Origin of the sequence: Schlesneria paludicola DSM 18645, assembly GCF_000255655.1 — a bacterium.
Taxonomy (GTDB): Bacteria; Planctomycetota; Planctomycetia; order Planctomycetales; family Planctomycetaceae; genus Schlesneria; species Schlesneria paludicola.
Window position 1 is genome coordinate 1,736,008 of record NZ_JH636435.1, and the last position, 24,897, is coordinate 1,760,904.

A 24,897-nucleotide genomic window follows, 5' to 3' on the forward strand; every position below is an offset into this window, starting at 1 on the left:
AAGCGACAGCGGTCCACTTCCTCGATCAATCAGGAGATCGGAAACAATCCAGAGATCGTTGTTCCCTGATTGGGCTTCGATTCAATTTTTAGTTCGCCGCCCGCCAGGCTGGCTCGTTCCTGCATGCCAATCAATCCCAAACTGCCGCCAGACGCACATCGGCGAAGCACGTCGTCGACAAGAAAACCGCGCCCATCGTCACATATCTTGAGGTGCAGTCCGAGATGGTCATGCTTGAGCGAGATTTCGATCCGCTGCATTCCTGCATGGCGGACCGCGTTTGTGATCGCCTCTTGTGTAATTCGGAAGCAGACGATCCCCAAGTCCATGGGAACTTGTAGCCCGACAGGTTCGACCTCCAGACTGCCAAGGAAGCCTGCGATTCGTGCCTGTTGACGCAGATATCCATGCAGCGCCGCAACGAGCCCGAGATCGTTGAGTTGAGGAGGTCGCAAGTTCACGGCGAGATCTCGAACCTGAGAGATCGCCTGATCCACCATTCCAATCGTTTCGTCCAGTCGAGTGCACATGATCGCGTCGACCGATCGTTGCATGCTTCTCAGGTTCATCTTCATCGCGGTCAACATCTGGCCAAACTCATCATGCAGTTCACGCGAAATATGTTGAAGTTCCGCCTCCCGTGTCCTGAGCAATTGCCGCGAGAGAAGTTCCAGTCGCCGTCGGCTGGCAAGCAGTTCGGCTTCGGCCATTTTGCGGTAGGTGATATCCGTAAAGGTGACCAATACCGCCGTCGGCTTCGATCTCGGCCCGACTGGAACTGAGTTGACGGAAATCCATACGAGTTCACCTGATGGCCTATAGACACCCATGATGACTCCCGTTTGCGGAATTCCATCGCGCAATGAGACAAGTGAAGGGTGCGTCTCTCCGGGAAAATCAGAGCCATCTTCATGGACACAGCGCCAACGAGGATCGAGCGAAGTGCGTCCGGTGATTTCGTCTGCGGTCAAACCGAGAATGCGCTCAGCACTGGGATTACAGACGACAATCTGGCAATCGGCATTCTGGAGCGTAAATCCTTCTTGCAGAGACTCGATGGCAACTCGAAAACGCTCGTGACTTTCATGCAGCTTTGCCTGTGTGCGAAGGACTTCGGTGATGTCCTGGTGAATCCCAAAGGCCCGAATGGCCTTGCCTGTTTCGTCACCTCGAAGATGGTACGCCACAAAGATGTGGCGTACATCACCGTCGCTGCGTCGTATGAGGCGATACTCCAAATTCAAAACGCGTTCAAAAATGGGTGTGGCGAGCGCCTTGGCGATCTCACCTTCGACCAGATGCCGGTCCTCTGGATGGCAGAAATCACGGACATATTTCTCTGCCGACATCTCATATCCGCCTTCGCGGGTGGCGTTCGTGCCACAGAGGGCATAGAAGCGGTCATCGAGCGTGAAGCTCAAGCTAATGAGATCAAATTCCCAATCCGCCAGATTGGCGATGTCGAGCGCCGCTTCCAGCCGTAGCCGATTGGTGAGCAATTCATTCTCTGTTCTTCGACGTTCCGTGATATCGCGCACGACGGCACAATTGAATTCCCGCCCATCGTGGCAAAGGAAATTCACGGTAACTTCTGTTGCCAGAGTCCGGCCGTCACGCGTCTTTTGACTCGACTGAAACGTGAACGAGCCGCGGCGTTTGATCTCGTCCCAGTGTTCATGCCAGGTTTCCGTGGTGACATTCGGATCAATCTCGAACATCCGCTTGCCAATCAGCTCATCGCGTGCGTAACCAAGCGTTTTGGCCGCCGCGATGTTGACATACAGAATTTCGCCTGACGAGTTGATCCAGAACATGGAATCAACCGCGTGATCCATACTGAACTGCGTGACTCGAAGCCAGCGTTCAGCCTCTTTGAGGTCTGTCACATCGCGCATGGCACCGGCAACCCGACGGGGTCGTCCCGTTTCATCGCGCGAGATGTACGCGCGATCTTGAATCTCGGCCCAGGCTCCATCGGCCCGCAAGAACCGGTAATCGCAAGCCCAGTATTGATCACCTCCGTCGATGGCCGCTCGAAGTGACTGGCGGGTTCGTTCCCGATCATCCACATGAACGCGTTCCACCCACCACTGCCAGGAATCTGCGGACTCGATCGGCCGTTCAAACGCCGCGGAATAGACGTCATTCCAGACCACGCGTCCCGTGTGGAGATCCGCATCCCAGACCGCGTCATTGGTCGCGAGAATCGCAAGCCGATAGCGTTCCTCACTGTCCCGCAATGCGTTCTCAATTGCTTTTCTCTCGGTGACGTCGTGCATCGCGCCGACCAGATGCGTGCATATCCCGTCATCGGAAAACAGGGGAGCGATCGAGACATCACCGATCCTGATTCCCGTTGGATATTTCGAGGTTTCCTCCCAGCGGATGGTCTGCTTCGCGTCAATTGCACGATGGCAATTCCTCAAGAAAGTCGCTCCCGAGGGTTCGGGCAGGATTTCCTCAACGCGTCTCCCGATGACGGAATTCATCGGAATTCCGGTCAACGTCGTGAACGCGGGATTGACCGAGCCGAAACGAAACTCGCGATCCTTGATGACGTCGACCATGAAAATGACATCACCGACCGTTTCAAAGATGGACGTCAGTTGGCGGTGCGAAGCGCGCAGTCGCTCTTCACTGGCTGCCAGTTCCAGTTCCGTCCGCTTGCGAGCCGTAATGTTTCGAACGTGTGCAAAATTGAATTCTCGATCGCCGAAGTGAACGTAGTTGGCGGTGACTTCAACTGGAAATATGTGTCCGTCCTTTGTGCGATGCCGGGTTTCAAGCGTAATCGCACCTCGAGATTTGAGGTCGGAAAAGTGCTTCTCCCATTCACCCGGTTGATAGTCAGGCTCGACGTCCAGATCGAACACGCGCATCGTCAGCAGTTCATCACGGGAATAACCGCGTTCAGAACAAGCAATTTCATTGACGTACTGAATGCGACCATCGCGATCAATCCAGAAGATGGCATCACTGGCGCGATCCACACAAAATCGCATCATCTGCGATTCGTTCTCGAGAGGATCGATTGCCAAGTCGTCTGGCACAGTCACAGTCTCCCCACGCAGCGGTATTCTTTACGGAAGCGAAAACAAGCGAAGGACGACTTCGGATGGGATTTTTCGGAGTACCAGAACGGTATGCTCCAGAACTAGCGTCGTTAAAATAGCTCCTCGGTCTACTCGATCCTAGCCCTCTTACCGTCTTCCTGAATCCGCGGACAAGATTTCACTTGCAGATCGTGATCGACAGGCCGCGACGTATTAGAAAACACGTGAACGCCTTCCACCACAAGCGGCTGTCCGTAATCCACCTGATGCAAGGCCGTCGACCTACCTCAATGGTGAATCCTGCAACATCAGATCCCTGGCGATATCCATCAAACGATGACGCATCGTTTGATCGCGGACAATCTCTGGACATTAACAAGAGTTTAGGCGGGGACAAATCGAAACGAACTCAGCTTGACCGAATGCGGAGCCCCCGCAACAACATGCTGCTCGCGTTGGTTCATTGCCAACGCATCTGATCCTGGAGATGACCATGCGAACTTCGATTCTTGGCTTTCTGGCGATAATGTCCGCCTGCTCTATCGTTCAGGCCGCCGATGACGCGTCGATCAAGAAACTGGTGAAAGCAAACGTCGAAGAGCTCAACGCAGCACTTCTCAAGGAAGACTTCGCCAAAGCTGTCAGCCTGACGTATCCAAAGCTCGTCAAAATGGCGGGAGGCACGAAGTCCCTGATCGAGAGCATGGAAAGCGGAACAAAATCCATGAATGCCATGGGGATTTCGATTTCCAGCGTCGTAACCAACGAGCCATCAGGTCTGCTCAAAAGCGGGAACGATCTGTACACGGTTGTTCCCTTTACACTGAAAATGACGGTCCCGAACGGGACGATGCGCGTGAAATCATTTGTGATCGGCGTATCGAGTGACCAGGCGAAAACATGGACTTTCGTCAACGGTGACATTGAAGACGAGGCATTGAAACAGGTCCTGCCAGACCTTCCCAAAGAATTGAAACTTCCCCCAAAGCAGAAACCGCAATTGGAGAAGAACTGAACACCGGCTAAAGAAATCAAACATCTTGCGGCCGCGGTCTACTTGACCCGCTTGAAGTCGATGAATCCAAGTTCCACATCAGTCCGGACCAACTGCACTCGAAGTCTGTGACCGACATCAAGCCCCAGCGACCCGGTCTGCAGTCGTCCTTCAATTGGTGGATTTGAGATCCGCACCCAGACACCTTCGGCATTGGTACCGGTCACAAACGCGTCGAACTGATCGCCAACTCTCGACTGCAGGAGCAGGGCCGCCGCTGATTTGCGCAAGTGCCGTTCGACCTTCTTCGCGGCATCTTCTTGTTTTGTACACTGTGTCGCCAACGCAGCCAGTTCGTCACCGTCATAAGGAGGAACCGTGCCTGACATCGCGGCTTTCAGCAGCCGCTGCGTGATCAAGTCAGGAAATCGTCGATTCGGCGCCGTGGAATGCGAATAGTCCTCGACGGCAAGTCCGAAGTGCCCACTCGCATTGTCACCAGCAAGCTGCGCGACGTACTCACCGCGTCCCAGAAGTTTGATGATGCTGAGCGACAGATCTGGAAAGCGGATTGGATCAGTGGTCTTTGACGACACCAGAAATCCTTCCAGGGCCTTAGAGTCAGGATCTTTGGGTAGCTTGCACCCGCGTTCGCCTGCAAGCTCGACGATTCGGTCCCAGCGTTTGGGTCGGCGGACAACCCGCCGAAGAGACGGGGTCTGATGCAATTCAAGGTATCGGGCAGACACTCCATTGGCCGCAATCATGAATTCGGCAATCAGTTCTTTGGCCCGATTCTGCTCATCAGTCACGAGTCCGGCAATGATCTCACCCTCGAAAACCGGACGTGTTTGGATCGTTTCAAGATCCAGAGCCCCCGATTCGTGCCGGGCGTCTTTCAGAACTTGCGCCGCGTGGTCTTGCAATCGAAGGTTCGCCTCAAGGCCGCTCACCGTCCCGATCACAGGTGGCATCGGCCCCTGACCATCCAACCAGGCGGCGACGCTGTTGTATGCCAACTTCGCGTGATTTCGCACAAGCGCTCGATAGAGATCGGAATGCTCAAGCGTTCCTTCCGCGTCGAAAACCATTTCCACGACAATCGCCAGTCGATCAGATTCAAAATTTAACGATGTCAAATCGGTCGATAATTTTTCCGGCAGCATCGGAAAGATTTGACCGGCGGTATACACCGAGGTCGTGTTCCACTGCGCATGATCGTCGATCGCCGAATGCTTCTTGACGATTGCGTCGACATCCGCAATCGCCACCAGAATCTTGAACGCCCCCGCACTCAATGCGTCAGCCACATTCAGTTGGTCAAGATCGCGCGAATCATCATTGTCGATCGAACACCAGATAAGGTTCCGTAGATCGCGCGTTGTCCCGTCCGTTCGCTCTGCAGGTCCCTGGATCTGATCCAACTCCGCCATGACTTCCGGCGGAAAATCCGGTGCAAGCCCGCGTTCCACCATGATTCGGTAAGCAATTCTCCGCAGGATCGTACGATGTTGTCTGTCGTCGAGATTCGGCGCCATATCATGATTCCGGTAGGACTTCTCTCATTCGTGTCTCGCGGATCACCGATGATCGCGGCAAGGATGGGAACGTTACCAGACAAACCAGTGCTCAGACGACCAGAGTTCCAGAATTCGGAAGAAAGTTCCTCTGGTTCCGAAAGCCGAATCACCAGGTCACTTGTCGCTGACAACGACTGGATTCCGTTGTATAATAAAAGCTTTATGGGATCGGTCGCTTTCCGTCCAGACGGCCTTCGACACAGGGCAAAATACGAGCGTCTTCGAGACGGCGGCAGACAATCAGAGAATTCCGTCGGACTTTTTCAGAAACACAGGACGCGATCAAGTACGGAGCCAACGCCAATGCCGTCCGGTTTTCCACGCCACGAACAGTTGTCCCGACGAACAATGCTTCAAGCAGGTTCGATCGGTCTGCTGGGACTAGGACTGAATCATGTCACCGCGCTTCGAGAAGCCGATGCCAGTTCCGATCAGTCAACGCAGGGGAAGGCGAAGTCCGTCATCTTCATCTTTCTCTCTGGTGGATTGGCACAGCACGACAGCTTTGATCCCAAACCAGAAGCACCGTTGGGAATCCGCGGCCTGTTTTCGCCGATCGCCACGCGATCACCGGGTCTGGAAGTCTGCGAACATCTGCCAATGCTTGCGGCACGCAGTCAGAATTGGAGCGTGATTCGGACACTCACAACGCCTCACAACGAGCATTCGCAGGGTCACATGTCGATCCTGACGGGCCGCACGCCAATGCCACCCACGTTCGATCCCACAAAGCCGATGCCGGGCGACTGGCCCTCTATTGCATCCGTCGTCGGAGACACGTTGCCGCGCCGGAACAACAATCTTCCGCCCGCGATCGTGCTACCTGAGAGATTGATCCATAACACCGGCCGTATTTTGCCGGGACAATTTGGCGGGCAAATGGGAAGCCGTCGCGATCCGTGGTTCGTCGAAGCATCGCCGTACAACCCCAAATCGTATGGTGCCTATCCGGACTACGAGTTTCATTTTGTCCGCGGTCGTGAGCGAAATCCGAATTTAAAATTTCAGGCGCCGAATCTCAGCCTGCCGCACGGGTTGGACATTGCGCGGCTCGGTCAGCGCAGTGAACTTCTCGCAATGCTCGACCAACAGCGGGCCGACCTCGAACAAACCGCCTCGGTGGCGAATTTCGATCGACATCGACAATCGGCCGTTTCATTGCTGACGGACGCCCAGATGCAGCGGGCGTTCGATGTCCACAACGCCAACCCTCGCGATCTCGACCGGTATGGCAGGAACGCATTCGGCTGGTCTCTGTTAATGGCTCGACAATTGGTCGAGCAGGGCGTCGGATTGGTGCAGGTCAACCTGGGCAACAACGAGGCGTGGGACACACACGAAAATCATTTTCCATTACTTCGCGATTGCCTGCTGCCACCAACTGATCGCGGTGTTTCGGCATTGCTCGATGATCTCAACGAACGCGAACTGCTCAAAGACACCTTGATCGTGATGTGCGGAGAAATGGGACGTACCCCGAAGATCAACCCGATCGGTGGTGAGAGCAAGATTCCAGGTCGCGACCACTGGGGCGCGGTGCAATCGGTGTTCATCGCCGGGGGAGGTACTCCCGGTGGGATCGTCGTCGGAGCTTCGGATAAAGACGGAGCCTACCCAGTGAAGTCACCCCAGCGTCCAGAGGACCTTGCCGCCACGATTTATCATGCACTTGGAATCCCGGCCACTGCCTCATGGAAAGATGATCAGGATCGCCCGCATCAAATATATTCCGGTGAGCCAATCGCGGAACTGATCTAAAAGTCTCAAACGGCCTGCAGGCCTTTTTCCGAATCCCCCTGCCACAAACCCGCGCGACGACCCCGGCACATGGCCGAACGTTGATCGAAACCTCGACTCATCCCACCGCAACCTCATCGCGACTGAAGAAAGCTGAATTGTATGCTGAATATTCTGGGACAGCCACCGGCGCAGTTCTGCGATGGTCATTCACGGCGCCAATTCCTTAAGATCGGCGGCCTTGCAATGGGGGGGCTCTCGCTGCCTCAGATTCTTCAAGCGGAACAGGACACGCTGACCTCACGCGGCAAGAAACTGCCGCACAAAGCGGTCATCATGATCTACTTGTCAGGTGGACCGTCGCATCAGGACATGTACGACCTGAAGATGGACGCGCCGATCGAAATACGTGGAACATTCAGACCGATTTCCACGAACGTGCCGGGAATCGACATCTGTGAACACATGCCCCGGCTGGCAACGATGATGGACAAGTTCGCCATCATCCGATCGCTGTATGGCTCGCCCGATCAGCATGCGTCTGATACTTGCCTGAGTGGCTATCCGATCGGTCCCAAGGGCCGACAAGATGATCACCCATCCTTGGGTTCGGCTCTTTCCAGAATCCAGGGGCCAGTCGATCCCGCCGTGCCACCGTTCGTTGGTTTGACGATCAAGACAGGCCACATGCCTTATTCGAACCCTGGTCTGCCAGGCTTTCTGGGAATGGCCCATGCCCCGTTCCAGCCCAGTGGGGAAGGAATGGCCAATATGCGGCTGAACGGAGTGTCGCTCGACCAACTGCGACATCGGCAAGCGCTGCTGACGAGTTTCGATCAGTTCCGCCGCCAGGTCGATACCGTTGAGCCATTCCGCAATGTCGACGTCCTGACCCAAAAGGCATTCGACGTGCTCACGTCCAGCAAACTTGTCGAGGCACTCGATCTCGACAAAGAGGACTCTGCACTGCGTGATCGCTACGGCCGGGGCAGCGCTGCGCCGGCATTCGGCGAAGACGCGGGACCACACTGGATGGACCAGTTCCTGATGGCACGACGACTGGTCGAAGCAGGTGTCCGGTGCGTCACACTCTCGTTCGGCAGTTGGGACCGCCACGGAGCGAATTTCGAACGATTGCCAACGCAGCTCGCTCAGTTCGATCAAGGGATCACCGCACTGGTTGAGGACCTTCACGCCCGCGGACTCAATGACGATGTCAGTGTTGTCGCATGGGGCGAGTTTGGACGCACGCCGCGCATCAATGCAAGTGGTGGTCGCGATCACTGGCCGCAAGCCTCGTGCGCGTTGCTCGCTGGCGGAGGCATGCGCATGGGACAGGTTATCGGATCAACGAATCGCCTGGGTGAAGTCCCGCAAGATCGCCCAGTCCACTACCAGGACGTCTTCGCGACCCTCTATCGGCAGCTCGGTATCGATGTGAACACGGCGACAATCCCCGATAACAGTGGACGCCCCCAGTTCCTCGTCGACCGCCGCGAACCCATCCGGGAATTGATTTGATTCATCGCGTTGCCCAGACACTTGATTTGATCGATATGGGGAACGCAGTTCGCCAGGAAGCCTTCTCTTGAACGGCCTCGGAACTGCAGCGGCGCGCAGGAAGAATCGCAACGTGTCGCGCGTCACTTCGGACGAAACTCAAAAGTCACTGACGCGTTCCAGATACATTCAGGAGTGTCGCAGCTCTTCAATTGTCCCGCGCCGCGAGGACTTTTGATCCCATACTGCAACATGACTGTGCAGGGAATCGACGCGCGTCAGAACAGTTCGGTGATGGCACGACCTTCGGCAAGCAGATCGAATGGGCGCCCTTGGTTGTCGAACGATTCCAGATTGTGAATGCCCATCGCATGAAACACCGTCTTCGTCACATCGGCCGGTGTTACGGGATTGTGAGCGGGATATTCGGCAAATCGATCGCTTGATCCATAGGTCTGACCACCGCGAACACCGCCACCCGCCAGGACATCGGTCAGACAGTGGGTCCAATGATCGCGTCCTGCGCCAGTCGCGCCGCCACTACGTGGATCGCCAATCTTCGGCCGACGGCCCATCTCACTGGTGACCAGCAGCAAGGTCTCGTCGAGACGTCCCCGAACCGCCAGATCTTCAACAAGGGCCGAAAACGCGCGATCAAATTCGGGCAGCAGGTCGTCTTTCAAGCACGAGAAATTGTTGCCATGGGTATCCCATCCGCCTCCACTGGCACATTTCTTATCCAGACGGTCCGGATTGCCGCGCCAGAACACAGTCACAAACGGGACACCGGCTTCGACCAGTCGTCGTGCGGCCAGCAAACTCATTCCGTTGACATTTTCACCATAACGCGCTCGAACCACGGCCGATTCTTGCGTGACATCAAACGCTTCGGTGGTACTGGACGACATCAAAAGCGACAACGCACGCTGCTGCTGATCAGTCCAGGTTCGCGACGCGGAATAGGAATCGAAATCACGACGAACCGCATCCAGTTCCTGGACCAGCGCATGCCGATGCGTCAGGCGATCGGTCGTCGTTCCCTCTTGAAGCATCAGCGACGGAACTTGAAACTTCAGCGGGTCGTTCGAATTCCCTTCAACATACAACGGATCGAATTTCAGCCCCAGTCGTGCGGCGAACTGGCCAGGACGCGTGTACGCCGGCGCTCCCTCTTTCTGAGGAAGTGTAATGAAGTTTGGCAAATGGGGATGAACCGGCCGCTTGGCGGCCACGACGGCTCCCATGCACGGCCAGTCATCGGCATACGGCGTGCGGTTGTTGCCGAGCGACAGAAATGTCGGATCAGGAACATGCCCGGTCAGATTGTAGTAGTATCCGGCATGGTGATCATTGGTGTTGACCGTGGCACCGACACTGTTGACCAGCGCCAGATGATGGGCCTGCTGTGCGAGCATCGGTAAATGCTCGCACAACGTAACCCCCGGAGCCGATGTCGCAATCGGCTCAAACGGCCCTCGATACTCGGCAGCAGCCTTCGGCTTCATGTCCCACATGTCAATGTGCGAAGCGCCGCCACTCAGGAAGAACAAGATCGTCGACTTGGCTCGCCCTGGAGAAGCCGATTCACTTCCAGGGACCGTCGATGCAAACGAGCGGCCAAATGGCATCGAAGCCACTCCACAGCTCGACGCCACCAGGAATGTTCGTCGCGAAATGGGCAGGGGCGATCGGCTCGTCAGCGAATCCACTCGTCTGTCTCCTCGGTGCTCACAACTGCCTTGACAGTGATCGGATCGATCTGCCTTTGCACTTCAATCCATAACTCGCCTTAATATGACAAACTCGACACCCGCTTCCCAGCCGGAAGATTGAAAAACACCTTGCGGACTGTTCCCAATGAGACTTGTCATATCCCGATCAAGATTCACACGACTCACCCTGACAGATGATTCACGGGATCGCAGTCACTGATTTTCACACGTTTCCAGAGTTCCGGTAAAGAAGTGAGACGAGGTGACCTTGGAGAATTCCGCACTGCTCCGACTCGATGCCATTTCCAAGGCGTACGGAGGGGTGCACGCGCTCCGTGACGTCTCGCTTTCGGTTGAGGTCGGAGAAGTTCACGCACTCTGCGGCGAGAACGGCGCAGGGAAATCGACGCTCATCAAGATTCTGTCGGGCGTCGTGCGTCCCGATACGGGAACAGTGACTCTGAATGGACATCCACTGGAACACGGAGATGTCCAAGCGTCGGAGCGCGCGGGTATTGCCGTCATTCATCAGGAATCCACCGCATTTCCCGACCTGAATGCCATCGACAATATTTTCGTGGGTCGCGAAATCAGCCGATGGGCAGGGTGGCGTCTGGACTACGGCGCGATGCGGTATCAGGCGGCGACGCTGCTTCATGATCTCGGTGAGTCGATCGATCTCAATTGCCCCGTTGGGCAGTTGCCCCTTGCTCAGCGTCAAATGGTTTCGATGGCGCGGGCCCTGGTCGGAAAATGTCGCCTGCTGATCATGGACGAACCGACGGCGTCGCTGTCTGCTCGCGAAACGACCGTTCTGCTCAAACTGATTCGCCGCCTTCGAGGCGAAGGAATCAGCGTGCTGTATGTCAGTCATCGCCTCGAAGAAATTTTCTCGATTGCCGACACGATTACCGTCCTGCGGGACGGACGCTGGATCGACACGCAACCCACACACCAGATGACGCGTAATTCTCTCATTCAGCAAATGGTCGGGCGTCCGCTGCTTGAAGTATCAGCACCGTCGGTCGAGACGAAACCGAATCGCGCCGCAACTCCGCTGCTTGAAGTCCGACACCTCACGCGAGGCGGTGTCTTCCACGATGTGAATCTGAGACTTCATGCTGGCGAGATCCTCGGACTGGGCGGACTTATCGGCGCGGGCCGCTCAGAAGTTGCCCGCGCCATCTTTGGTATCGATACGTATGACTGGGGACAGATCCTCGTGAACGGAACACCCCTCGCCAGACACTCCGTTCGAAGCAGCCTCGCCGCTGGACTCGCGCTCGTTCCCGAAGATCGGCAACATGAAGGTCTGGTACTGCCGATGTCGATCCGTTCCAACGTCTCGTTGGCTGTCTTGCCAATGCTGTGTCGCTTCGGTGGAATTTCGTTCCACCGCGAATGGCAGGTCGTCGCCAACCTTCTCACCAACCTGCAAGTCAAATGCGATGGAATGCATCGGATGGCTGCGACGCTGTCAGGTGGCAATCAACAGAAGCTCGTTCTAGGAAAATGGCTCGCGACAAATCCACGGGTCTTGATTCTGGATGAACCCACTCGCGGGGTCGATGTCGGAGCCAAAGCCCAGTTCCATCAGTTGATTCGGGATTTTGCCGACCGAGGCATGTCCGTACTTGTCATCTCGTCCGACCTTCCCGAGCTGCTATCACTCAGCGATCGCCTGATGGTGATGCGACAAGGTCACCTCGTCGGCGAACTTTCACGATCCGAGGCCACTCAATCTCGCGTGCTGGAAATGGCGTTGCCCGATGCCGAAGCCCCTGCGAAAGGAACGATCCATGTTTAATTGGTGGCAGACGCTCGGCCGCCGTGAACGAAGCCTTTTTGTCCTGATCATCCTTGCCGCCGTTCTTGTGACGAGCATCGATCGTGGATTCCTGTCGACAACAAACCTGCGTGACATTCTCGTTCGCGGCGCCCCGATAGCGATCGTGGCGTGCGGAGTGATGCTCGTTGTCGTCTCGGGGGAAATCGACATCTCGGTCGGTTCACTCATGGCCCTGCTGGCCGCCGTGATGGGACTGAGTCTCTCGCGCGATCATGCGGCTTGGTCGAGCGGATTGGGACTACCTCTGATCCTGGGATTGGGAACCCTGGCAGGATGGGCCACCGGTGTGCTGGTGACCGTGGGGCGAGTGCCCTCCATCATGGTGACACTCGGACTGCTGACGGCTCTCCGCGGCCTCACCACGATCATCATGCGCGGCGGGAATATTCAAAATCTTCCCGATGGACTAACACGCTGGACCAAGCAGGGGCTGTTCGGACTTCCGCTCAGTATCTGGACAGCCGGCGTTGTGCTGGCCGTCACCGCGTGGATCATTCATCGCACCGCGCTGGGTCGGCGGATTTACGCCGTCGGCAGCAGTCGACAGTCGGCCGCCATGGCGGGACTGTCGGAAGGACGACTCAAGCGTTTCGTCTTCGCCTACACCGGTTTCTTAACTGCCTTGGCGACGATCGTCGATGTCCCACGGCTGCCACAGATCGAAGCGGGAATCGGCAACGAACTGGAACTGCTTGTTGTCACCTGCGTCGTCGTCGGCGGTGTCTCGATTTCCGGTGGACGAGGTTCGCTGACAGGAGTCGTGCTCGCCATCGTGCTGATGACGCTGATTCGTCCAATGCTGACATTCATGGCAGTCGGAGAATCGGGTGAAAAATGGACCAAAGCCATTCAGGGACTGTTGATCCTCGCCGCCGTGGTCGCCGACCACGCATTTGCCGCACATTCACGGCGGGAGCCCACCTGATGCACCCTGGACGAACATTTCGAGAGTTTGGCTGGTGGCATGAGGTCGTCTTGCTGATCCTGTTGGCGCTTCTGCTTGCCGTCGCCGAACGTCTGGTGCCCGGGTTCTCGAACTGGAGCAACCAGCTTTACCTGTCCCGTCATCTTTGGGAATTGGCCCTTCTGACGCTGGGAATGACTCTGATCATTCTCACCGGTGGAATCGATCTGTCGGTCGGATCGATCATGGGCCTATGTGCCGTTATCTTCGGAATGACGTTCCAGTGGTGTCAGCGAACCGACGTGGCCGCACTCGCATGTCTACTGACCGGCACATTGGCCGGCGCTCTGAATGGCTTTCTCATTGCCCGGTTTCAATTGCATTCATTGATCGTGACACTGGCCACGTTCGCCGCCTATCGCGGAATCGCCGAAGGGCTCAGCCAGGGGAAGTCGTATTCTCAGTTTGGCTCCGCCTTTTCTCAGCTGGCCCGTAGCAGCGTCCTTGGCATTCCCTGGCCAGGCTACCTCTTTGCCGTCTTTACGATTCTCTGCGGCGTCTGGCTGAGCCTGACGCCGACGGGGCGGTATCTCTACGCGATCGGCTACAACGAACGCGCCTCCAGGTATTCTGGGATCTCCGTCGATCGGATTCGCCGTCGACTCTACATGTTCTCGGGATTCCTGGCGGGATTGGCAACCGTGATCTATGTCTCACGGTTTAATACCGCGAAGGCCGACGATGGCAAAGGATTCGAACTGGATGTGATTACCGCCGTGGTAGTGGGCGGTACGAGTATCTTCGGTGGACGCGGCAACCTGCTGGGAACCGTCCTGGGCCTGCTTCTGATCCACGAGATACGGATGTTTGTCGGCCGCTATTGGGGACTGGACGAGCTCAAGCCAATCGTCATCGGGATTTTGCTCATCGTGTCGATCCTTGCGTCGAGCACCATTTCGCGCCAAGATCGAACGTAACCCAAAATACCACCGACATCAGTTCGCTCACACGAAGCCGCACGCCGACGCATTTTGGCTTGCGATACTTCGCCTATGGCCCGACGTGGAAAAACTCGCGAGCAAGGTATAACCCAAGCGAACCATGTCAGCAGAAGCCCCGAAACGGCACGCAGCGAACAACCCCTGACGCCTCATCACAGACACTCAGATTTGGATCGCACAATGCATCACACGCGATTTTGCTTCGTCCTCTTAAGCCTTTGCTCGATCTGGTCCGCCGGATGCGGCAATTCCTCATCCTCCAGCGCGCCGACCACTGCCACCGGCGAAAAAAAGATTCGCATCTGCATGCTGCCAAAGATCAAAGGGATCAGCTATTTCTCGTCGTGTTACGAAGGAGCAAAACGCGCGGCCGCCGAGCTTCCAAACGTCGAACTCATTTATGATGGCCCGATTGATGGCGATCCAAAGAAACAGGCGGAAATGATTGAACGCTGGATCGTCGACAAAGTGGACGTGATCTGCGTCGCCCCTAGTGCCCCCGATGTTGTCGCGAACGCCATGAAAGACGCCCGCGCCGCCGGCATTCATGTCATTACCTGGGATGCAGATGGCGCTGTCGACTCACGCCAGCTTTTCATAAACCAGGCTACGCCCGCTTCCATCGGCAAGGGCATGGTCGCCGTCATGGTCGACAATGTCGGAGGCCCCGACGTCACAGGGGATGTCGTCATCGTCAGCTCCGATCCCACGTCGGCCAATCAGAACGCCTGGATCGATGTCATGAAGCCAGCCCTGGAAGCCACCAAACTGAAACTCGTCACCATCAAGTACCCTGGAGAGAATGCCAGCAATGCGCTCGCTGACGCGCAGGATGTCATCAAGAAGTATCCCAACCTGAAGGGTATCTTTGGAATCAGTTCTGTCTCATTCCCCGGCGCGGCGGAAGCCGTTGAACAGAGCGGCAAGGGCGGGCAGATCATGGTGACCGGCCTGTCAACACCCACGCCGATGAAACGATTTATCGATTCAGGAACGGTCAAGTCGATCGTGCTTTGGAACACGCTTGACCTGGGCTATCTCACCGTCCGCGTCGCCGAAGGACTGGCGACCGGGAAACTCAAACCAAGCGATTCCGAATGTGACGCCGGTAGCCTCGGCTCGAAACCGATCGTCGATGGCCACGTCTTACTCGGCGACATTCTCGTCTTCACCAAGGATAACATTGACCAATACAACTTCTAAGCCATCGACTGCGGCATCCGTTGTTCAGACCGACATTGTTTTCCGACATCTGCGAGGAAACATCGATCTCGACGTCCGAAAACGGCGAGCAATCCTGTCGACAAGTGGTAAAAATGCCACCCGTCAGACACGCTTGTGAGGCGATTGAGTCGGAGAACAAGAGATGACCGCGACGTTGCCGCCGAACAAGGTGAGAAACATCGACAGGACCGTTCTGGGCATGAGCGATCGGGACCTTTACGAGGCAATCCTGACGCGCGACAGGCGATTCGATGGCCGAATGTTTATCGGCGTCAGTTCCACGCGTATCTATTGTCGCCCGATTTGTACAGTTCGGCCTCCGAAGTTTGAAAACTGTTCGTTCTACCGCACGGCTGCCACCGCCGAAGCCGCAGGATTTCGCCCGTGCCTGCGATGCCGTCCCGAGCTGGCCCCCGGTTCATCCGCACCGGTGGATGCCGTATCCCGACTCGCAGCACTTGCCGTCCGTCGGATCGAAGACGGCGCACTCTCACAACTCACCCTTGACGAACTGGCCGCCGAATTCGGCGTTACTGCGCGACATTTGCGAAGGGCCGTGCAACTGGAAGCCGGATTGTCCCCAATTGAGCTGGCGCAGACGCAGCGGTTGCTGGCTGCGAAGCAACTTCTTACCGATACCAAGATGTCCGTCACGGACGCCGCATTTGCCGCGGGCTTTGAAAGCGTGCGACGCTTCAACACGGCCTTCAAAGAACGTTACCGTCTGACGCCGACATCCCTTCGCCGGTCGATCACATCCCACAAAGCGACCGTGATCGATGCCTATGGCTTTGCCCTCGCAATCCGACCACCCTTCGATTGGGATCGATTGCTGGATTTCTGGCAGGCCCGCGCAACACCAGGTGTCGAACATGTCGCGGAGGGTTGGTACCGGCGAACGGTCGTCATTGGCGGAAGGGCAGGGTGGGCCGCGATCGGTCCCGGACGAAAACCGCACACCGTGCAAGTCTTCATTTCCACCGAACTCGGCCCCGTTCTAACGCTGGTCCTCTCTCGACTCAAGGCGATGCTCGATGTCCGCGCGGACCCTGTCGGCGTCGCCGAACGTCTTGCAGAAGATCCGATGCTGGCACGGCAACTCAAACAGTCGCCAGGTCCGCGAGTTCCTGGTGCCTTCGAGGGTTTCGAGTGTGGCATTCGTGCCATCCTGGGCCAGCAGATCAGTGTTCGCGCGGCGACAACGCTCGCAGGTCGACTGGCCAGACGTTACGGGCAAACATTCGTCACTCCGTACGACTCGCTAACGGCGGCATTCCCTTCGCCAGCGGCACTTGCCACGGCGGACATTGCGGAACTGAAAGCGTTGGGCCTGACAACTCGCCGCGCCGAAACCATCCAATGTTTTGCCACGGCCGTCGATGATGGCGCTGTGCGGCTCGATCCTGGAGCCGACCCCGAACGAGTCCGATCGGCGTTAATGCCACTTCCGGGTATCGGAGACTGGACGATCGAGTACATCTTGATGCGTGCCGTGGGCTGGCCCGACGCCTTTCCTGCCAGCGATCTGGGACTGATCAAGGCCTCTGGCTTGTCGCCAACCGAACTGCGTCTCCGTTCTGAACGCTGGAGACCATGGCGTTCCTACGCCGCAATGCTGCTCTGGCAATCACTCGAAAATTTTGGCGAAACTCAACGCACCAGCCCATAGAATCGACCCCGAACCATGAATCTCTATCAGGATGAATTCGAATCTCCCGTCGGCATGATCTATATCGTTTCCGACGGGACGAAGCTCCGCGCACTCGATTTCGAAGGGCACGAATCCCGGCTCCACCGGCTGCTGGCCATCCACTATGGCCGTTACACCATTCACTCCACCCGTGACACCATCGGCACAATGTCAAGGCTCAAAGATTACTTCGATGGCGATCTTCAAGCGGGTGAGCGGCTTGCGATGGCCACGAACGGAACCGAGTTTCAGCAACAAGTCTGGGCGGCCCTTCGAACTATTCCGGCTGGGACGACCGTCTCGTACGGCATGATCGCCAATCGAATTGGACGCCCTAACGCATGCCGCGCTGTTGGACTGGCTAATGGTTCAAATCCGATCGGAATCTTCGTCCCCTGCCACCGAGTCATCGGGGCCAACAAATCACTGACGGGCTATGGAGGAGGCCTCGCACGAAAGCAATGGCTTCTTGAACACGAAGGCGCCCTGACCGCCACCTGCCCCCAATCCAGCCTGTTTCGCGAAAGCCCCCAGGCCCTCGAAAGGAATGTTCCCGCGTTCCCGATGCGTTAGCCACGCAAACATCAGAACGCGAAATATGCATGACATTTACGCCTCGCTCGTAATCGTCCGACATCTCTCCTGTTCAGTCTCTTGTGCGTACGACCTGTCGCTGGATCAACATCCTCATGCCGGGATGAATCGCACCGACGAATCCTTCGCATGTCTTGGATGCCTGCCGACCGACATGGGCGGTCACCATCCAAAGTGTCTGCCGGCGACGTGCAATCTGCGGCCCGCGCTCCGCTCACAGTACGGGGTTTTCGCCGCCATTCTGCGCATCAATCGGTGAATTCGAATTCTTCGCCTGTTTGGTCCGTCCTTTGCGGACCGCTTGTTTCAAATCGAATCTCCGGTCGGCATCCCGGGTCGCTGTCGCGCCGGACGTGCCACCCATCGGACCTTCCGTTCGAATTGCTGCTCGTCGGCTTCGTTGAAGTCGAGAGGTTCGCAGCGAGACTTTCGCAGCGTTCAAAATCACGTGACAGAGGAGAATGAATATGATTCGAAAAGTAGTACTCAGCACCGTTAGTCTCTTGGCTGCAGCCGTCATGCTTGTCGGAACTCCCGACAGTGCATGGGCTCGCCGCGGCCGTTGTGGCGTGCGATATGACAACTGCAATCGCGGTTGGAGCGGCCGCGCCAACACGGGTGGCTGGGGTGGCGGATACGCTTCTGGAAATGGATACGGAAATGGCTGCGGCTGCAATGGCGTGGCGACCAACGGATACTACGGCGGCAACAATATGGTGGACTACGGAACGACGTATCCCAATTCCAGCACCACTGGCGTCATGAACTCGCAACCCTATGCCACAGGCTATCGCCCGGCGGCGACTTATGACGCAAACGGTAACTTGATCTCCAACGGAGTCAATCAAGCAACCGACGACAATGTGAATCAGAGCGCGCCGGTCAATAGCCCTAATTCGAACATCAAGAATGATGTCGCGCCGGCACCAGCGCCGGCGGCCCCCGCGCCCGCACCGGCGGCTCCTGCACCGGCTGCCAGTGGAAACTCAAACATTGATGCCGCGATTAATAATCCCGCAAACAACACGAGCAATACAGGTGCGAACATAGGTGATCGCAAGTCGCCAAATGCACCGGCACCTGCGACAAATCCTTAAGCTCCAGCGGTCACATGCGCGGCCAGTTTTCCCTAATGAGAAAACTGGCCGTTCTCGTTTCAGCATGGCAACCGTCATCCTCACGCGACGCGCAAGTACGACATCTGATCCAGCCCAGACCATCGCCGATCTCTCGCCAAAGCAGGTTTCGGCGCTAGTGCCGGCGCAAACGTTCTGCTGTTTCAAATGCCTGAATCACATCGCTGCTCAGGAGCACCACCAGACTCCAGATCCCAAACGGTGCCCCCAGCAGACAACAGCATGTCCCGAAATTTATGATCGACACAATCGAAACCACGACCGCAAAGATGCGCGAGCGGAACCGGAGCATCTGCACCGCACCGAAGAGAATCACCGAATTCACCACAACAAACACGGACTGGAACACAATCGCCACGGGTCCGACTTGTCCTCGCTGAAAGTCTTGCAGAATTTTTGGCGCGTTGGGATCAATCACCACCTGCGGGCCAATCGCCGCGATCACGATATTCACGAATGACATCAGCAATCCGAGTGATGCCACCATGATCATCGCAATCGCGGGCGCCATGACTTTGCCCTGCACGCTCTCCACTGTTCCAACGTCAACATCGGAGCGAACGTCGTCGGGCTCAAATTTTGGCGATGCAAACGGATTCTCGTCGTCGTTCCCGGAAAAACGCGCCATAGAGTGTCGTCCGCAAACAGGTAGGGTCGGGCATCAAAAAACGGCACGGCATCATACCGACGATTTTTCATAATGAATAATCGCCAACACGCATCTGGTAGATTGGCTTAGCGTATTCTTTGAATTGAGTGCTGCGATTTTGGAGTATTTCGCTCACTCCGACAACTTCTCGGTTGCGAAGCGGCCGAAAAACTAAAGGCCGCGTCAGGACGCTCACTTCGCGACTTTCACCGTCCTTGCCACGCGAAAACCGACATTCCCCAAGGGAACATTCGGCGCAAAATCGGAGCGGGAGGCGGAACGAATACTCCACCCTGGATCGGTCCACGAGCCGCCGCGCAGGACTCGATTGTCGGCATCGTCCACCAATTCTGCGGTATCTTTTGTGGCATGATCGAAGTCAGTGGGATCATTCAAGTATCGGTCCTGACACCAATCGTACGTATTGCCGTGCATGTCAAAAATGCCCCAATCATTCGGCTTGAGCAATCCAACCGAGTGCGACCGCTTGTCTGAATTTCTCTTGCTCCAGGCATATTGGTCGAGGGGACCTTCCCAGCGTCCAAAGGAGTACGCCGTCTCAGTGCCCGCTCGACACGCGTATTCGCGTTCCGCTTCAGTGGGAAGACGGTAGCCCGTTCGATCGCCAAGATTTTCCGCGACCTTCATTCCTTTGGTGTAGTTGTCCGAGTCATCCGGGATGTAACACCACTGGTCTTTCGAAATTCCCTCGCGCTTGCTGAGCCAATTGCAGAATTCCGCCGCCTGATACCAGGTCACCAGATTGATTGGACAGGTCGGCACGGCCGCTTGATTCTTGTCATAGTGATGCTCCCTGCGAAACCGTAGAAACTGCTCCACAGTCACTGCCGTGGAAGCGATTGCGAAACTGTGCCCAATTCGCACCCGATGCCGAATCTCGTTGGGCTGACGCCCGTCTTCGTTCTCGGGCGATCCCATCTGAAACTCGACCGGTCCTGGAATCACCACCATCGTCTGCCCCTGCAGATTGATGTACCACTGAGCGGGAGCATTGTCGGACGGAAACCCGAGTCGTTGTTGGATCTCGCCGATTTTTCGCCGACGCTCAACTCGATCGCTCGCCAGTTCGCCATTTGTACGCGTCAGCCATTCTTCTTCTTTCCATCGTCGAAGGAGCCATTCGACGGCAGCATGAAGCCCCGCATCAAGCTCATCACGATACATCTGCTTGAGCTTTGGGATCAGGCTGGCCCGTTCATGTCGCGGCAGTCCCTCACCAAACTCGCCCAGACACAGCAATAGAGCCTGTTGGATCGAGACATCGTCTTCCTCATACAGATGAACGGTGATCGTCTCGACGTCTGCTTGCAGCACCGCCAGTCGATGAATGAGCAACGTCCGCAGGCTCGAGTCAGAACGGTGCTTCAGCAGCGGCCAGACCTGAAGCGGCGACTCCAGCTTAACAAGAGCCACCGCGGCATTCGCCTGACGTTGTACGATCCGCTCTCGAACTTGATTCGATGGCCAATCGACACTGGGGAACGTCACATCCACTTCAGTACGCAATCGGTTGATCACGGCATTGCGACGTTCTTTGAGCTTCGGAAAGAGATCACGAAACTCGTTCTCATCAGCATCGAGTAGCTTCTCGGTCAAGTTCGCGATGTCTTCGGCCGCAGCCAATGCCCCCACATGTATCAACAGCGTGGCAGCAATGCACAATGACAGAAAAATGCCACGGCACAATCGCGTTTGCAGTTGCTCTATTCGAATTGAAAGCCGACACGAACGCGACATTGCCATTTCAATTCACTCAAACAATCATTGGAAGCCTCGCCGCGATCCGTAAGCGATCACAGCCAGAAGAGAGCGCGACAGGCACCCGTGATTCAGTTGATCGAACGCTATCGCCATGCGATGACCTGAAAAAAGATTGTTGTCTCACCACGTCCCAAGCCAACTTTCGACACGTCATATTTCCGGCTCGTTACTGTTTTTCGATGCCCCCCATCGACATCGCACGTGATCAGGAATGTCTCGCGAAACGGCGTTTCGTCCGAGTCCTCAGGTGTGGGTTGCCAGGTGTAGGCGATCCGCGATCCGTCTGGTGACCAGCAGTAACCCTGCACTTCACCCGGATCATCGACAAAACTTCGTTTTTTCGTTTCCATGTCGACAACACTCAATCGAAGCGGTTGACGATCTTCGTTCGGGCGTCTGAATCCGGCCATGCAAAGCAATCGCTTACCATCAGGCGATAGTTGGGCACCAAACGCCGCTTCAAAATGGGATGTGATGAATTCTGGCTCGCCCGTTCCGTCCATGTTAACCCACGCAATCCGCCCGTCGACAGACGTCAACAAGCGTTTACCGTCCGCAGACCACTCGGTTGGTATCTGGTCCAATGAACACTCCAACTCGACCAGGCTTTTTGTTGTCAGATCATAGATACGAAAAGCACTCGTACGACCTTGATTGCGCCGGCCTTGTTCACAGATCAGGACGCGCTGACTATTTGGCGCCCACATCGCTTGAAAACTTGATCCCGACCTTCCCCAAATCATCGGAACCGATATTTGATCAACAGGATTGCGTCGGGACTGAATCACCACTCGACTGGCGAGGGTCTCTCCCGTATCGATGCTTGAAGAATCAACAAAGACAACCCACTGGCCGTCCGGAGACAACGCGCCTGTCGCATGAGCTGTCTTGCTAAGCCGCACGATCTCAATACCGTCCGCCCCGATTAATGCCGTCCCTCGATCAATCACCATGAAGGTATCGAAAGCAGCTTGAGGTTGGGCCAAACTCGCACCGGGAGCAACGAACAAACCCCATACGAAGACCAACGACCAGCGACACGATTTCTCGATCGAAAAACAGTCCTTTACCACCACAATCACTCCGATCACTCGACCGAATTTCGCATTGTTCTCAGGACGAAAGCAGCGACTGTCCCAAGGGAACTGTTTGGCCAAGGCTGTTCGACTCTACGGCGTCGGTGTCGTTCGCGCCACAGTCACAGTGAACCACTTATTCCGCAAAGTCTCGGCCCACTGACGTTCACCGTCGTCCTGGAAAATCGCAAACGAATCCATTGGAAGTCCAACTGGTGAGCCTGCCTTCAATGCCGGCAACGAAAGATTGACGGAAGAAATCGCTCCCGAACTGGAACCTTGGGTAAACGCATGGCCCTTCGTTCCTGAACTGACGGAACAGTTCCACGAGCCCTTCTTTGATGAACCATAAATCAAAATCTGCTCATCGTCTTCCGCGTTTTTTAGTTCCAACCGTAAATGACGAATTCGAACCGGGAACGAAATCTCTCGGATGCCGCGCGCGGTGACGTGATAGGCAACCCAGTTCAGCCCCGCGGGAAGCATTTCCGAGCGACCACTCGGATCATTCTGAACCCATAGTCGTCCCTGACGAGGATCAACAACGAGAACGGCGTTCGACTTGCGATTCTCCCTCGCGGCCTCTTGATGCAGTGTCCGCCAATGCCCATGCAAAACCTGAAATCGCCGTGCTTCGACACCGCGATCCGCGGTCGAGTCCGCACCCGCAGTGACCGCCGCGATTAACAACATGACTGTCAGATTCATCATGATCCCCGATGGCAATTGTTCCTCACGAAGTGAGAATAATGAATTCCATCCGCATCGCAACGCTCCATCAACAACATGCGATCCCAATCGCAAGAATACTCAAAACGGCCACGGTAACAAGATTCCGTGATGCTGAAACAAAACGGCTCGACCTGCCGCACCGATGGCTGGTGTCAAGAACAACGCAAGGACATAGACTCCAAGCAATGAAGTTTGCAGCATCCACATCGGCACGCGGATCAACCACGACGCACGATTCTCGGCACGCATGGCTTGGGCGTAGCACCAACCGATCAAAATCTTCGCCGGATAGATCGACGCAATAAACACCGGCGTGAACAACCAGTAAACATCACGAGGCAGCACGGCCACTTTGAACAAGTACAACGGCAACGACAGGGCATAGAGCACGATCGTCGCCAATACCATTGCGACAGGTGCTTTACGGTAGCACTCTCGGACGGTTCGTAGTTCGAACATTGCCCGCCAGCGACCTTGTGCCGCGAAGTGTGCTTGCAGGAAGGGCACCCATGCGAGCACCACGATCAGCATCCCCCCACCAATCAATGTCATCAACAACTGCCCTGGCTTGGAAGTGTCTCGAAGCGCCGCAAATAACACCGTCGGAATAAACAGCCATGCCAACGCCAGGAAAAAGCCGCGCAGTCCCAGTGAGAAGTGATGCCGAATTCTCAACGCGGCAATGAATTCGCGCGTGGCCTGAGCAGACTGCCGGGCATAGCCGCCTTGTTGCAATCGTTTCCACAGCCACAACGCATTCAACGGAGGCGGCCAGAAAAACAATCCCAGGCGGCCACCTCGCGCAATCGCCAGCAATAGGTGAAGGGCAACCGCTGCCGAGAAGACTCCAAGCCCAATCTGCCATGCTGCCGCCATGTGGGTATCCGGTGCAATCAGACGCGCGTCACTCGCCGCGTCGGCCACCTGTCGGATCATCCACCACCAGAACCAGCACCCGGCCGCAATGCCTCCCAACTTGGGAGCGAGCGCCAGCAGCGGCATCGCGTAGCGGAACTTGCCTGTCCGTGCGACCTGTCCCTGGGCCTCCAGCAGGTAACCCAGAGCGATGAAGTTCACCAGTGGGATCGCGGCCAAAAACGCCAGGAGCGCAAACAGACTCAACACACCAAAGGCCAGCTCAAATAACCAGTATGCTGAGCGAAGGGGATGCCAGATCGGATGTGGAAATGGCCGAAGCTGATGAAACGAAAACTCCGAAACTCGTTCCGACGCCACCAAACCCAACGGAACCGACGACGGTTCCGTTGAACTGGCCAGGACGGGCCCCTTATCGACTTGATTCGCAGCAATCAACGACATCAACACGAGGCCCCTTAACCTCACTTCAAGACCATTCCCGATCTCTGTGCCTTCCATCCACCCAAGGCATGGCCAAACCGGGCGTTGGGTTCAAATGGATCCAGCGAACGAGTCGCAGTGAATACGACACCGTCAGCAGCGATCAAGGAAAGTCGTCGCACACACCTTGAAATCTATCCAGGATTGGCTGTTTTGTGGACCAGACCATCGCCAAAGTTTACCCCGAAAGACGGAGGTTCGTGACCGCATCCATTCCAAAACAGCGCTGGTTTACACGGGATATTCAATGTAATCTGACATCCTGATGCAATGATGATTGCCGCGAGTGGAACGACAAACCTGAATTCAGGCATGCCTGAAGTGA

General features: G+C 56.2%; 18 protein-coding genes. 10 read left to right on the plus strand and 8 right to left on the minus strand.

The annotated features are described in order from the left end of the window. Positions 1-29 precede the first annotated feature (29 nt). On the minus strand, positions 30-3,005 hold the full coding sequence (locus tag OSO_RS0124810; RefSeq protein ID WP_157605435.1) for a PAS domain-containing sensor histidine kinase: 2,976 nt from the start codon (positions 3,003-3,005) through the stop codon (positions 30-32). A gap of 541 nt (positions 3,006-3,546) precedes the next feature. Here OSO_RS0124810 and OSO_RS0124820 point away from each other — a divergent pair. Next, positions 3,547-4,068: a hypothetical protein gene (locus OSO_RS0124820; protein WP_010585764.1), complete on the plus strand. Its 522-nt coding sequence runs from the start codon at positions 3,547-3,549 to the stop codon at positions 4,066-4,068. A gap of 38 nt (positions 4,069-4,106) precedes the next feature. Here the strand turns inward: OSO_RS0124820 and OSO_RS0124825 are convergent, their stop codons facing one another. Then, positions 4,107-5,585, minus strand: a complete 1,479-nt coding sequence (locus OSO_RS0124825; protein ID WP_010585765.1) for an RNB domain-containing ribonuclease — start codon at positions 5,583-5,585, stop codon at positions 4,107-4,109. Between the two features lie 345 nt (positions 5,586-5,930). Here OSO_RS0124825 and OSO_RS0124830 point away from each other — a divergent pair, with 345 nt between their 5' ends. Beyond that, positions 5,931-7,385 carry a DUF1501 domain-containing protein gene (locus OSO_RS0124830; protein ID WP_029247434.1) on the plus strand — a complete coding sequence of 485 codons (1,455 nt, stop codon included), beginning with the start codon at positions 5,931-5,933 and terminating at the stop codon, positions 7,383-7,385. 141 nt (positions 7,386-7,526) lie between these two features. Continuing rightward, complete coding sequence (locus tag OSO_RS0124835; RefSeq protein ID WP_010585768.1) at positions 7,527-8,885, plus strand: DUF1501 domain-containing protein; 1,359 nt, start codon at positions 7,527-7,529, stop codon at positions 8,883-8,885. Between the two features lie 257 nt (positions 8,886-9,142). Here the strand turns inward: OSO_RS0124835 and OSO_RS0124840 are convergent, their stop codons facing one another. Then, positions 9,143-10,573, minus strand: a complete 1,431-nt coding sequence (locus tag OSO_RS0124840) for a DUF1501 domain-containing protein (RefSeq protein ID WP_010585769.1) — start codon at positions 10,571-10,573, stop codon at positions 9,143-9,145. A 265-nt stretch (positions 10,574-10,838) separates the two neighbouring features. Between OSO_RS0124840 and OSO_RS0124845 the strand changes: the two genes are divergently transcribed. From OSO_RS0124845 to OSO_RS51625, 7 genes are all read left to right on the plus strand, one after another. Further along, a complete protein-coding gene (locus OSO_RS0124845) occupies positions 10,839-12,383 on the plus strand; it encodes a sugar ABC transporter ATP-binding protein (protein ID WP_010585770.1) in 1,545 nt (514 codons plus the stop codon). After that, entirely contained in the window at positions 12,376-13,350 is a 975-nt protein-coding gene (locus OSO_RS0124850) for an ABC transporter permease (protein ID WP_010585771.1), read from the plus strand. Before OSO_RS0124845 ends, OSO_RS0124850 begins: the two co-directional genes overlap by 8 nt. Next, a complete protein-coding gene (locus OSO_RS0124855; protein WP_010585772.1) occupies positions 13,350-14,306 on the plus strand; it encodes an ABC transporter permease in 957 nt (318 codons plus the stop codon). Before OSO_RS0124850 ends, OSO_RS0124855 begins: the two co-directional genes overlap by 1 nt. Positions 14,307-14,510: 204 nt before the next feature. Then, positions 14,511-15,533, plus strand: a complete 1,023-nt coding sequence (locus tag OSO_RS0124865) for a substrate-binding domain-containing protein (RefSeq protein ID WP_040592624.1) — start codon at positions 14,511-14,513, stop codon at positions 15,531-15,533. Between the two features lie 163 nt (positions 15,534-15,696). Then, entirely contained in the window at positions 15,697-17,223 is a 1,527-nt protein-coding gene (locus OSO_RS0124870) for a DNA-3-methyladenine glycosylase 2 family protein (RefSeq protein ID WP_010585774.1), read from the plus strand. A gap of 15 nt (positions 17,224-17,238) precedes the next feature. Then, the gene (locus OSO_RS52390) at positions 17,239-17,817 is read left to right on the plus strand and encodes a methylated-DNA--[protein]-cysteine S-methyltransferase (protein ID WP_010585775.1); all 579 of its coding nucleotides are present in this window, start codon (positions 17,239-17,241) and stop codon (positions 17,815-17,817) included. Positions 17,818-18,305: 488 nt separating this feature from the next. Further along, positions 18,306-18,935, plus strand: a complete 630-nt coding sequence (locus OSO_RS51625; protein ID WP_193378349.1) for a hypothetical protein — start codon at positions 18,306-18,308, stop codon at positions 18,933-18,935. 154 nt (positions 18,936-19,089) lie between these two features. On the opposite strand, the gene OSO_RS0124890 is transcribed toward OSO_RS51625, so the two are convergent. From OSO_RS0124890 to OSO_RS0124910, 5 genes are all read right to left on the minus strand, one after another. Then, positions 19,090-19,602, minus strand: a complete 513-nt coding sequence (locus OSO_RS0124890; RefSeq protein ID WP_010585777.1) for a hypothetical protein — start codon at positions 19,600-19,602, stop codon at positions 19,090-19,092. Between the two features lie 213 nt (positions 19,603-19,815). Further along, the gene (locus tag OSO_RS51755; protein ID WP_010585778.1) at positions 19,816-21,381 is read right to left on the minus strand and encodes a formylglycine-generating enzyme family protein; all 1,566 of its coding nucleotides are present in this window, start codon (positions 21,379-21,381) and stop codon (positions 19,816-19,818) included. A gap of 107 nt (positions 21,382-21,488) precedes the next feature. Next, the gene (locus OSO_RS0124900; protein ID WP_010585779.1) at positions 21,489-22,562 is read right to left on the minus strand and encodes a WD40 repeat domain-containing protein; all 1,074 of its coding nucleotides are present in this window, start codon (positions 22,560-22,562) and stop codon (positions 21,489-21,491) included. A gap of 12 nt (positions 22,563-22,574) precedes the next feature. Further along, positions 22,575-23,174 carry a hypothetical protein gene (locus OSO_RS0124905; RefSeq protein WP_237729333.1) on the minus strand — a complete coding sequence of 200 codons (600 nt, stop codon included), beginning with the start codon at positions 23,172-23,174 and terminating at the stop codon, positions 22,575-22,577. A 117-nt stretch (positions 23,175-23,291) separates the two neighbouring features. Continuing rightward, positions 23,292-24,533, minus strand: coding sequence for a hypothetical protein (locus tag OSO_RS0124910; RefSeq protein ID WP_010585781.1), 1,242 nt, complete (start codon positions 24,531-24,533; stop codon positions 23,292-23,294). Positions 24,534-24,897: the final 364 nt, after the last annotated feature.